Origin of the sequence: Acidithiobacillus sp. AC3 (genome assembly GCF_050261095.1) — a bacterium.
In the GTDB taxonomy this organism is placed as follows: Bacteria; Pseudomonadota; Gammaproteobacteria; order Acidithiobacillales; family Acidithiobacillaceae; genus Igneacidithiobacillus; species Igneacidithiobacillus copahuensis.
The window spans coordinates 1225639-1238044 of record NZ_CP189838.1; the positions used below are offsets into that span (position 1 = coordinate 1225639).

8 protein-coding genes are annotated in these 12406 nt (G+C 56.6%); 5 read left to right on the forward strand and 3 right to left on the reverse strand.

The genetic code is table 11. The annotated features are described in order from the left end of the window. Positions 1 to 36: 36 nt before the first annotated feature. Positions 37 to 777 (reverse strand): SDR family NAD(P)-dependent oxidoreductase, encoded by a 741-nt coding sequence (locus ACQAYK_RS06250; protein ID WP_215873267.1) that lies wholly within the window; start codon positions 775 to 777, stop codon positions 37 to 39. Between the two features lie 105 nt (positions 778 to 882). Between ACQAYK_RS06250 and ACQAYK_RS06255 the strand changes: the two genes are divergently transcribed. From ACQAYK_RS06255 to ACQAYK_RS06275, 5 genes are all read left to right on the forward strand, one after another. Next, complete coding sequence (locus ACQAYK_RS06255; RefSeq protein ID WP_226827753.1) at positions 883 to 1578, forward strand: trimeric intracellular cation channel family protein; 696 nt, start codon at positions 883 to 885, stop codon at positions 1576 to 1578. A gap of 72 nt (positions 1579 to 1650) precedes the next feature. After that, positions 1651 to 2259, forward strand: coding sequence for a transcriptional repressor LexA (gene lexA, locus ACQAYK_RS06260; RefSeq protein WP_215873266.1), 609 nt, complete (start codon positions 1651 to 1653; stop codon positions 2257 to 2259). Then, positions 2259 to 2888 carry a translesion DNA synthesis-associated protein ImuA gene (imuA, locus tag ACQAYK_RS06265; protein WP_215873265.1) on the forward strand — a complete coding sequence of 210 codons (630 nt, stop codon included), beginning with the start codon at positions 2259 to 2261 and terminating at the stop codon, positions 2886 to 2888. Before lexA ends, imuA begins: the two co-directional genes overlap by 1 nt. Before the next feature lie 11 nt (positions 2889 to 2899). After that, the gene (locus ACQAYK_RS06270) at positions 2900 to 4309 is read left to right on the forward strand and encodes a Y-family DNA polymerase (RefSeq protein ID WP_215873264.1); all 1410 of its coding nucleotides are present in this window, start codon (positions 2900 to 2902) and stop codon (positions 4307 to 4309) included. Further along, entirely contained in the window at positions 4293 to 7355 is a 3063-nt protein-coding gene (locus ACQAYK_RS06275; protein WP_215873263.1) for an error-prone DNA polymerase, read from the forward strand. Before ACQAYK_RS06270 ends, ACQAYK_RS06275 begins: the two co-directional genes overlap by 17 nt. Before the next feature lie 55 nt (positions 7356 to 7410). On the opposite strand, the gene ACQAYK_RS06280 is transcribed toward ACQAYK_RS06275, so the two are convergent. Both ACQAYK_RS06280 and ACQAYK_RS06285 read right to left on the reverse strand, forming a co-directional pair. Beyond that, positions 7411 to 8970, reverse strand: a complete 1560-nt coding sequence (locus ACQAYK_RS06280) for an APC family permease (protein ID WP_215873262.1) — start codon at positions 8968 to 8970, stop codon at positions 7411 to 7413. A gap of 118 nt (positions 8971 to 9088) precedes the next feature. Beyond that, positions 9089 to 12202 carry an L-glutamate gamma-semialdehyde dehydrogenase gene (locus ACQAYK_RS06285; protein ID WP_215873261.1) on the reverse strand — a complete coding sequence of 1038 codons (3114 nt, stop codon included), beginning with the start codon at positions 12200 to 12202 and terminating at the stop codon, positions 9089 to 9091. Positions 12203 to 12406: the final 204 nt, after the last annotated feature.

Below are 12406 nucleotides of genomic sequence, written 5' to 3' on the forward strand. Positions count from 1 at the left end.
GTAAGGCGCCGTTGTCGTGTGCGCAAATTGCGTCGACTAACGTCGAGCTACCTTGTCTACGCGGGCCTGGTCGCGCGGTTTGATGACCAGACGATCGATGTTCACATGCTCGGGCAGAGACACTACCCAACGAATGGCCTCGGCAATGTCTTCCGCCACCAGCGGGGCCATGCCTTCATATACGGCCTTGGCCGCTTTCGCGTCGCCAGCAAAGCGCACCAGGGAAAATTCCGTCTCTACCAGTCCAGGATCGATCTCGGTGACGCGAATCGGCTGTCCCAACCATTCCAGGCGCATGGTTTCGCTGATGGCCCGTACCGCATGTTTGCAAGCGGTGTACCCGGCACCTCCCGCATAGGTTTCCTCACCAGCCACCGAGCCAATGTTGATGACCGTGGCAGCGGGGGATTGCTGTAGCCGGGGCCAGAGGGCACGAGTAACCCGAGCCAGCCCAAGAACATTGCTTTGATACATCTGCAGCCAGTGTTCCTCGTCGAACTCCACCAGCGATTCCTTTCCGAGGGCGCCCCCGGCATTGTTCACCAGCACATCGACCGGGATGTCGATCTGCGCGGCAAAGGCAGCGACAGACGCGCTGGAGGTGACATCCAGCTCCAGAGGCATTCCACCATATTCGCGGGCGATTTTTTCCAGACGCTCGCGTCGCCGCGCCGCCAGAATCACGTGATAGCCAGCTGCACAGAGCACTTGGACCGTGGCAGCGCCAATGCCGGAGGAGGCGCCGGTCACTACAGCAGTCTTTTGTCGTTCGGTCATGAGTACTCCTTATGGATTTTCGGTGGGTCGGTGGCGGCCTCAGCAACAAAGCGAGGCCCTGACTCGACGCTAGTTATAGTGTAGCACAGGACAGAGAGCGGGCCTTTGCGTCGTAGTTTGGGATCTGCGGATTTTTCTGCCAGGCCCGGAATGGGCTACCATGCGCGCTTTCGTTTTGACGCGTCTGCCATGCATTTTTCCTTGTTTTTGGACATCTTCAATTTCATCGGCATTTTCGTCTTTGCCATAAGTGGCGCCATGCGCGGCGTTCGCGCCGGTCTGGATATTTTTGGGATTGTGGTATTGGCCGTGGTTACGGCGGTGTCCGGAGGAATCGTGCGGGATGTCCTGATCGGCGCGATTCCGCCGCAATCCATCCGTGACTGGCACGGCATCGCCTTGGCGGTAGTGGCAGGCTTGTTGGTGTTTTTCTTTCATCGGCTGTTTGAACGCATGCAGTATCCGGTCTTGCTGTTTGATGCCGCGGGTCTGGGGTTGTTTGCCGTTACCGGAACGCAAAAGGCGCTGGACTATGGATTGGCGCCGGAGATGGCGGCCGTACTGGGCATGATCAGCGGCATCGGCGGTGGCATAGTGCGCGACGTGCTGACGGCACAGGTTCCCGTCGTCTTGCGCGGTGATATCTATGCGTCGGCCGCGCTGCTCGGTGCCATCCTGCTGCTCGGCGGTGACTGGCTGCAGCTTCCGGCGTGGCTCAGTCTTCTGCTTGGGGCTTCCTGTACCTTTGTTCTGCGTACTCTCAGCATCTATCGCCACTGGACCTTGCCACATCCTCGCTAGATTTTTGCCAGAGCGCTTGCATTCCTCATGAATACTGTATAAAAATACAGTTACTGGTTACGGAGGATGCTTGTGGAAGCTCTGACACGTCGGCAACAGCAAATTTTGCTATGGATTCAAGAGCAAATTGCCAAGCATGGCCTGCCCCCTACACGGGCCGAGCTACAGGAGGCCTTTCATTTCCGTTCCCCCAACGCTGCTGAAAGTCATGTGCGTACCTTGGCCCGCAAGGGATATCTAGTCTTGCAGGAGGGTAGGGCGCGCGGCATTCGTCTGGTCAGCGAGCTGATCGAAGAAAGCGGTTTGCCCCTCATTGGCCGGGTACCCGCAGGTGCCCCGATTCTGGCCGAGGGCCAGCAGGAAGGGTGTTTACCCATCGATCCACAACTCTTTCCGGGTGCGGACTATCTTCTGCGCGTACAGGGAATGAGCATGCGCGATGCAGGTATCCTTGATGGCGATATTCTTGCTGTGCAGCAATGCAGTGAAGCACACAATGGGCAAGTGGTAGTGGCTCGTGTGGATGGTGAAGTTACCGTCAAACGCTGGCGTAAGGATGGGTACCAGGTATTTTTATTGCCGGAAAATCCGGATTTTTCTCCCATAGAAGTCGATTTGCGTAAGCAGGACCTCCGCCTGGAAGGATTGGTGGTGGGATTGCTTCGTTTAGGAGGTCTGTGATGAAAACTGCTGTCGAAGAACTGTTAGCCCGTCATCCACAGCGTTTGTGGCGCGCCGAAGCCGGAAATCCTGGGCGGCAGAAGCATCTGCAAGATCCCGGGCACAGCGAAGTACGCGATTTGCTGGGCGGCTGGCCGCGCGGGGCCATTACCGAAATCCATAGTCAGGTAGAAGGTATCGGTGAACTCCGCCTGCTTCTGCCGACCATCGCTGCATTGAGCCAGCAAGAGAAGCGCTGGATACTTTGGTGCCTACCGCCTTATATCCCCTATGCGCCAGCCCTGGCGGCGGCAGGCGTACGCCTGGATCGAATGCTGATAATCCATCCACGCCAGCGTCAGGATCAGCTATGGACGCTGGAGTCGGCCCTGCGATCGGGTACCTGTAGCGCTGTACTGGCTTGGCCACCGGCGTTGGAGGAAGCGGCCCAACGGCGTCTGCAACTCGCTGCGGAGACCGGCAACAGCATGGGCTTTTTCTTTTATCGGGATGTCGTCAGCCAACGTAGTCCGGCGGCCTTGCGTCTGCGCCTGCAGCCTGCTGGCGAGCACACGCGGGTACAGGTGGAAAAGCGTCGTGGTGCTACGGCGCCAGCAGCGGCCAATCTGGAATTGCCTCTGGCGATCTAAGAGGATGCCTCATGGCAGAGCAGTGGCTTGCGGTGATTTTTCCCGCCCTGGCTGCGGAGTTGTGGAATCTTGACGGCACTCTGCCTGGTGTCTGGATCGCCGATACCCGGCAGCGGGTCTGGCAGATGGATGCTGGGGCAGCAAAGCAGGGTATTCAGATCGGCATGAGTGCTGCGCAGGCGCGTGCTCTGGCCCCGCAACTGCAGGTTATGCAGCGGGATGCAGAGCGCGAGTTCAATCTTCTCGACCGTTGCGCGCAACTGCTATATGCCTGGGGACCGCAGGTAGTAGCCCTGCAGGAATGGCCGCACGCATTGGCCGTAGAGCTGCAAGGCAACTCGCGTTGGCGGGCAAGGCCTCAAGCGCTGCTCCAGGCCATTCGTGAATTTGCTGGAGAACGCTTGCGGATTCGTTTGGGCCTGGCACCCACCTCCCTGGCTGCAGCACTGTTTGCCTGGCAGGGAAAGGATGGGGAATTGTGCCACGGGCCTGCAGACCGCTCTTTTACAGAGTGCTGGCAGGAGATCCCCTTGAAACTTCTCCCCGCAAACGACACGCTGCACGCCCGCTGGGAAAGTCTGGGTCTTTACAGTTGCGGCGATTGGCTGCGCCTCGATCGGCGGGAACGGGCGCTGCGTTTTGGGCCGGAATGGGAGCGCTTTTTGGACCGTTTGCGCGGAATAAGAGCAGATCCGCGTAGCCCTTGGCCCCTGCAGGAAGAATTTGTAGTCGCCTTTCCTCTGCTGCAGGAAGTCTCTGATTGGCAAGGCTTACGCTTTCCCCTGCGGCGCGCCTTTCAGGAATTGCGGCTACGCTTGCGTCATCGGGCCAGCACGCGCTGGGAGCTCCTCTTGCAGGGGCGGGATGCACAATATCGTCAGTTGTTGCACAGTCGTGATCCTCTGACCAGTGCGGAGCTCTTTCTGCAGCTTTGGCAAGAGCGTCTGCAACGACATCCTTGGGGTTTTGCGGCTCGGCACCTGCAGCTGCGTGCCATGGATACGGAGAACTGGGCAGGAGAGCAGGGCGCGTTCTGGGAGCAGAATCTGCTGCGGGAGCAAGGACAATTGCTGGATCGTTGGCGTGCCCGCCTGGGGGTGGATAGCATTTATCGTGTACAGCCCCGTGCGGATCATCGTCCGGAATACGCGTGGCATTCCGTCGTGCCGGAAGAGTCAGAGACGAACACGGCTCTTCCCGATCTTCGCCCACGTCCTCTGTGGTTGTTACCTGAGCCCATCCCGGTTTCTGTGCTGCATGAGCCAGAAACTAGCGAACTGGAGCGGATTGAGGGTGGTTGGTGGGATGGTCACGACGTCAGTCGGGATTATTTCCGTTGGCGACGGAGCGATGGGGCGGAGTGCTGGGTTTTCCGCGATCGCCGCTCTGCCAGATATTTTCTGCATGGATACTTTGCCTGATCCTGCCTACGCTGAGCTCTATTGCCTAAGTAATCTGAGTTTTCAGCAGGCAACGGCAAATGTCGAAGATCTGCTCGATCGCGCAAAGGCACTGGGCTATGCGGCACTCGCCATTACCGAAGAATGCTCTTTGTATAGCGCGCCGCGCGCCCATGTGCATGCCCAGACAATCGCCTTTCCTTTGCTGATTGGTTGTACCCTGCAACTGGAAGAGGGATTGCGTCTCGTCTTGCTGGTAGAGGACCGGGCAGGCTATGCGGCGTTGGCGCAGTTGATCAGCCTTGCCCGCAGCCGGGCGGAGAAAGGAGGATACCGCATCTTCCTTGCTGATCTGCTACCTTTGTCTGGACTCTTGGCGATTCTCCTGCCGGAGTATCGCAACGCGCCCGCAGCAGATCACCTGGTAACGGAGCTACGTGCTGCCTGGGGTGGCGCGCGGCTGTGGCTTGGACTTTCCTTACGTTATCGCGGCGATCAACAACGGCAGCTGACGGCTCTGCGCCACTGGCAGCAGCACTTCCAGCTTCCCGCGGTCGCCTGTACTGGCGTGCGCATGGCGCGGCGTTCCGAGCGCTTTTTATTGGATGTCCTTACGGCCATCCGTTTGCGCAAGCCGGTCTCTGCGGTAGGCTGGGATCTGCCCAGTAATGGCGAGCAGCACTTGCGCACACGCCAGCAACTGGCGCAGCTCTATCCAGCAGAACTGCTGGCAGAAAGCGTCCATATTGCTCAGCGCTGTCGATTTTCTCTGCAGGAACTACGCTACCACTATCCGCAAGGGTCCTGCCCGGCTTCCCAAAGCCCACAGGAATATCTGCAACAAGAAGCCGAAAAAGGTCTGCTGCGACGCTATCCCCATGGCGCGCCAGAGGCGGTCCGGCAGCAATTGCAGGAAGAATTGCGCATCGTCGCCGAGCTGGGCTACGCCAATTACTTTCTGACGGTATACGAGATTGTCAGTTTCGCCAGGGAGCGCGACATTCTCTGCCAGGGACGCGGCTCGGCAGCCAATTCCGTACTTTGCTATGTCCTAGGCATCACCGAGGTGGATCCGGCACGTGCACATCTGCTCTTTTCCCGGTTTTTATCCCGCGAACGGGGAGAGCCACCGGATATCGATATCGACTTTGAGCACGAGCGGCGGGAAGAGGTCATCCAATATGTCTTTCGTCGCTACGGTCGCCGCCACGCCGCCTTGACTGCCAGTATCATCCATTATCGCCCGCGCAGCGCCATGCGGGATGCGGCGCGTGCCCTGGCTTTCTCCGCCAGCGAGCAGGATCAACTTTGTCAGCAATTGGCGTGGTGGGATGGTCGCCGGGTGCTTCCCGAACGTCTGCAAGAGGCCGGCTTCGACCCGCAACATTCCGCCGTGCAACGCCTCATCATTGTCGTCAATGCCTTGGTAGGGATGCCGCGCCATCTTTCGCAGCATGTGGGAGGGATGGTCCTTTCCGAGACGCCGCTCGATGCCCTGGTCCCCATCGAGCCAGCCCGGATGTCGGAACGTACGGTATTGCAGTGGGATAAAAACGATCTGGATCTGCTCGGTATCTTGAAGGTGGATCTGCTTGCTTTGGGAATGCTGACTGTGTTGCGTCGCGCCTTGGCGGATTTGCACATGCGGCTCGCCGACCTTCCCGCAGAAGATCCGCAGGTCTATGCCATGCTGCAGCGCGGCGAGAGCCTGGGGGTCTTTCAGGTAGAATCGCGGGCGCAGATGGGGATGCTGCCGCGATTGAAGCCCCACTGCTTTTACGATCTGGTGATTGAAGTGGCCATTATCCGTCCCGGTCCCATTCAAGGGGGCATGGTACATCCCTATCTGCGTCGTCGGGCGGGTCAGGAGGCAGTATCGTATCCCGGCCCCGAAGTCCAGAAGGTTCTGGAGCGCACCCTGGGGGTACCGATCTTTCAAGAGCAGGTGATGCAGATCGCCATGGAAGCGGCCGGCTTTGATGGCGATGCGGCCGATGGTCTGCGCCGCGCCATGGCTGCCTGGCGGCGCAAGGGGAATCTGGGACCATATCAGCAACGTCTCTTGGAGGGTCTGGCGGCCCGCGGCTATGCAGAAGATTTTGCCCAGCAACTCTGTGAGCAGATTCGTGGCTTTGCCGAATATGGCTTTCCCGAATCCCATGCCGCAAGCTTTGCGCTACTGGTTTATGCCTCGGCATGGATCAAATGCCACCATCCGGCGGTATTCACGGCTGCTCTGCTCAACAGCCAGCCGATGGGTTTTTATGCGCCGGCACAGATCGTCGAAGAAGCAAAGCGTCAGGGTGTGCAGGTATTGCCTGTGGATATCCGTCGCAGTCATTGGGAAACCCGGGCCCGCGGCCGGCGCGTGCGTCTGGGGTTACATCAAGTCAAGGGACTGCTGCGTAGCGATATCGAGCGCTGCCTTGCCTGGCGTGAGGCAGATGGCAATCTTGATCCTGAGACCTTATTGCAGGACGCCGGAGTTGGACGGCAAAGCTTGGAAAAGCTGGCACGTGCTGGCGCCTTCGATGCCTTGCTCGGACATCGGCGTGAGGCACTGTGGCAAATCCTGGCGCTATGCAAGAATACGGCGCTAGCGCTACCCGTAGCTTCCAAACAACCTTCTACGCTGCCGCCACCATCTGCGCAAAGTCTTTGTCGCGACGATTATCAACAGTTGGGCTTGAGCCTGGGTCCCCATCCGTTGTCTTTTTTACGGCCACAGTTGGAACGGGAAGGTTACCGTAGCATTGTGCAGTCTCTGCGCCGGCCTTCGGGTACAAAGGTGCGCGTCGCCGGCTTGGTGACCCATCGCCAGCGCCCCAGCACTGCGCACGGTACGGTGTTCCTGACCATTGTCGATGAGTCGGGCAGTGCCAATCTTATCGTCTGGCCACAGCGGGTGGAGGAGTGGCGGCGCCCGGTGTTGCACGGCAAACTCCTGGGGGTGCTGGGGCGTCTCGAAAAGAACGGCCCCTATGTTCATAACATCATTGTCGAAGAAATACAGGATTATTCTACGCGCCTTTCTGATCTGCGTGCGGTCTCACAGGATTTTCAATAAAAAACCCGTGCCCTGGAAGACACGGGTGATTCTACTATCAGACCTCTTTAGATCTTCAGGCGATGGGTGCAACAAACTTGGGCTGTTCTTCCACGCTCAGGCGGGACGCAACTGCCCAAGGTAGAAAGATAAATACCGTTACCAGAATTACAATAATGCTACCCCAAGTGAAGTTTAGGAGATGCAGTGCGCCTTCGCTGCCGATGTACGTCATGAAGGAGAGAAAAATAATATAAGAAATATACCAGATCGAATTGACGAAATGGGTGTTGGCGCGTCCCGAGAAACCGAAAATGATCGACAACAAAAGTACCAAAATGGCAGCATACGGAACGGAAGGCCATCCACTCCAGTACACAATGAGCGATGCCGAAGCCATGGCTAATGCGGCGATGATATTGACCACAGTGGGCGAACGAAAATATCCCTGAGTCCCATCTTTGCGCAGCGCAATCATGATCGGAGGATTGACGGCAAAACCCAGATAACCTGCAACAACAGCATCTCCCAATAAGGCGTAGATAGAGGGTGCCGGTGCGGCGATGAAAGCAATCAGAACGCCGACCACTGTGGTGACAACCAAGGACTGCACGGGAATCCCATGAGACTTGCTGAGCTCCGTCATTTTCTTGCTGAGGATTTTCGATCTTCCCATGGCAAACAGGATACGACTGGCTCCACCCTGATAGATATATCCTGTAACGAAGGGACCGATAATCGCGATAATGACGACTATGGCCACTAGCCAAGAAAGATTGGAGTGCCCCGCCATGAAAAGAAATGGATTTCCTGGAATGGAGGTCAAACCTGCCCAATGTCCAGCCGTAATTTTGACGTCATGCCAGTTCAGTCCCGCAACAAGCGCCGCACCAAACAGAATATACAACAGAGTCTGACCAAGTAAGGAGAGCAATATCGCTTTTGATATCACCTTTGTATCTTTGACTTCCTCCGAGTAATCCGGAATCACGCGCAGACTGCCGAAAGCAAACATACCTAGCGGGATAGCGAGAAAAATTCCGGAAATCCCAAAGGGAGCCAGTCCACCGTGTGCAGTGAAGTTGACAAAGTGACCAACGGAGAGGAAGCCCAAGGCGACGGCTAGGTAGAGTAGCAGCTTAATTCCGCCAAACCAGTTGGTGTTCTTGGAAAACGCCTTGACGCCAAAATAGTTGAAAGGAAAAAATAACAGCATGAATACAACGCCAAGGATGGCGCCGAGCATGGTTGGATTTCCCGAGGAATTGATGAAGTGTGGGTAGAAGAAATTAAGTCCTTCGACTACCCCCAGGGCCTCGATGGGAGGAATGAAAAGATACCAAAGTATATCGCAAAACGCATTGATCATGTTGGTGATCGATCCAAAGGTATATAAACTATAGCGTGACGGCCCGCCTTCCTCTGGATACAAACGATTGAGATCTATGTAGGTGAGACCAACCGTGAGGTACATGAGCCCACCAATCAGCCAGGCAAAAATAACTCCCGGCCCAGCAATTGCTGCCATACCTGCACTACCAAATAAGACGCCAGTACCCACTGCTCCACCAATACCAATGATGAGAAGGTCGATTAACGTCAATTCGCGATGCAGGGTGGCTTTTTTGTGTGTCATGAGCGGATCTCCTATCATGCGGCTTCATTTTCACCCTAACATGGTAAAATGCAGATCGCAAACATTACAGTATGCTATGTATCAAAGCGGCAAAATCTTCTGTCATACAGGCCAGGCCTTACCACTTGGATTGACTGAGCAGGCTTGCATTTCCTCCCGCTGCTGCCGTATTGATGCTGATGCTTTTTTCCTGGCACAAACGCGCCAGAAAGTGTGGTCCTCCCGCTTTCGGGCCAGTACCGGAAAGTCCCGCTCCACCAAAGGGTTGCACGCCGACCACGGCACCCGTCATGCCACGATTTACGTAGATATTTCCGATGCGGGCGAGGCGGCTGATGCCTTCTGCGCGACGGTCAATTCGCGTCTGGATGCCCAAGGTCAGACCATAGCCAAAGGTATTGATCTGTTCTACGACGTCCTCCCAGGAACCCGACCAACGCACCACCTGCAGGATTGGTCCAAAGATTTCTTCCGCCAGGATCTGGTCTGGAGTTACGATATAGAGGCTGGGTGCGATAAAATGCAGTACTCGCCCCAGACTATCCCGCATGATGGCGGCGCTACCATTGCCGGTGATGTTTGCCGAAGAGGGCCAGGGACTACGCGCCAGTAACTTTCCCCTCTGTAATTCCAATCTTTGGATTTGCGCAAGGATTCGTTTTTGGGCAGTGACGTCGATGACGGGACCCACATCGCTGGCAAAATCCTCGGGTGGGCCAATCTGTAAGAGTGCCATTGCGCCGGCAAGCATCTGTACGAGCCCATCGGCGATATCATCTTGCACAAAAAGCAGACGCAGGGCAGAACAACGCTGTCCGGCACTGCGAAAGGCGCTCAGCAGCACATGATCCACTACCTGTTCTGGGAGAGCAGTGGAGTCAACGATCATAGCGTTGAGACCGCCGGTTTCAGCAACCAAGGGTACGATCGGACTTTCGCTTGCGGCCAGACTTCTCTGAATCTGCTTTGCCACGCCGGTAGAGCCGGTAAAAAGCACGCCAGCTACTCCTGTAGCGCGTACCAATTCGGCGCCAAGGCTGCGCCCCGGGCCGTGAAACAAATCGACCACACCTGTGGGGACACCGGCGCGTTGGAGCAAGGCTACAAACGCCTCCGCAATTGCCGGCGTCTGTTCAGCGGGTTTGACCGCCACGCTGTTACCGCAAACGATGGCAGCAAGCAGCTGTCCGGCGAAGATGGCGAGAGGAAAGTTCCAGGGGCTGATGCATACCATGCTGCCACGACCTTCCATGCGCAGACCATTGGACTCGCCAGTGGGTCCCGGCAGACGACGATCAGCCAATTGCTCTTGCGCCAATAGACCGTAATAGCGGCAATAGTCGATGGTCTCGCGCACCTCGGCGATGGCATCGACCCAGCTTTTGTGCCCTTCCCAGACTACCAGAGCGGTGAAGGAATCACGCTGTGCCTCCAGCAAATCCGCGGCGCGCAGCAGGCAGGCGCAACGCTCCGCGAGGGGCAAGGAATTCCATCGTTGCTGCGCCTCTTGCAGTTTGCGCATACGCTCGGGAATGGTATCGCATGGGTCTTCCTTGCGCGTTTTTTGCGGTGGCAGCTCGTGCCGCCAGGCCTGCATCAGGGCAGAGCGCTGACTTTCTTCTGATACGTCTACCCCTATGGGATTGGGACGCTGCGCGCCGGCGATCTCACCATATATTTCCGCGGGTAAGGGTAGGGGCGAGTCGCTGTCCCCCAAAAAGGGGTTGGCGAGAAGCGCTGAAAGAGGAACGCGCTTTTGCGCCAATTGGTGCACGAAAGAACTGTTGGCACCGTTTTCCAAAAGCCGCCGGACCAGATAGGCAAGCAGATCGCGATGTATGCCCACTGGCGCATAGACCCGCACGGGAAGAGACTCTGATGCCAGTACTTCTGCATAGATGGCATCTCCCATTCCATGTAACTTCTGCAGCTCAAAAACGCCTTGTGGCAATCCTTCCGCCATGAGAAGAATCGCGGCAATTGTCGTCGCATTGTGCGTGGCAAACTGTGCGAAAATATGTCCTTCAGAAGCCGCCGCCAACATTTTTCGCGCGCAAGCGAGGTAGGATAAGTCCGTATGACGTTTGCGGGTGTATACGGGATATCCTGTCAAGCCTAGTTCTTGGGCGCGTTTGATTTCGCTATCCCAATAGGCCCCCTTTACCAAGCGCAACATCAGTGGACGCTGAAATTGTTGTGCCAGAGAAATTGCTGCGTCGACGGTATCCAAAGCACGTGTCTGATAGGCTTGGATTGCAATACCCAATCCAGTCCAATCCGCGCAGTCGGCATCATCCGCAATTGCTCCAAGGAGTGTCTCCAGGATCTGCAGGGTCAGCTCTAAGCGCTCGCATTCCTCCGCATCGATGGTTAAACCTACCCGCGCCCCCGCAGCCATTTTTGCCAACTGCACCAACTTGGGGAGTAAGCGCGGGAGAAGAATCTCCAACTGCACTGCTTCGAGGCGTGGCTCGAGGGCGGAGAGCTTGATAGAGAGACCATCCCGTTCTATCGGCCCTCCTTTGTGCTCTTGCAGCCGCAACTGGCCCAGGACATTTTGGTAGGCTTGGTAGTATCGTTCAGCGTCCTCCTGACAGCGCGCACCCTCCCCCAGCATATCAAAAGAAAATCGCCAGTTATCAGACAAGCGACGCTGATTTGCAGCTCGTTTCTGTGCCTGTTCAATGGTTTCTCCCAAAATGAACTGATGGCCGATAAAACGCACTGCCTGGGTAGCGGCATGCAGGATGCTGCGGGCGCGCAGCGTCTGCTTTGGCGAGGAGCCCTGCGTGGGGTCCGGAAGCCACTGGGCTGCCATGCGCAACATCGGTGTAATGAGGGAGCGAGTGTTGTCTTGGCGCCCATCTTGCTCGGAGAATCCGCGCCGTAGCTGATCTGCGGCAAGAACGCCTGCAGTGGCGCGGTCTGGGACGCGCAGCAAGGCCTCGGACAGTCGCATGAGAGCAGTTCCGCTCGCGCTATCCAGTGGATATTCTGCCAACAGGGCTTCCATACCCAAGAAATTGTGGCGTTGCGACTCGCGTGCGCCCTGGATCCAAGGTGCAGAGCGTTCTACGACGGCATCCCAGGAGAGATCTTCGAGATAGCGCTGCGCGGCCGTGACGCAGTCTTGTTCTGGGCGCACTGCCAAGGGCAAAGAGATCTTGCGCGCGACGCTCTGGCAATTGAGATCTTCATTTGGCGCAATTCTATCATTCGAGCGGTCAAGCATTGGCATTCCTTATGAATCACTGCAGCGGTATACAATTCGTCCAGCAAATATTGTACCTGGACGTCCGAAGGGAAAATGAGGATCCTCCAGTAGTGATAGTCCCATCACACGATAAATATCTCATGTTATTCGGATGATCACAAAATCCAAATACATTAATTAAAGTATAGTAGCTATCCTGATTTCAATTTGCAAAATAAGAAA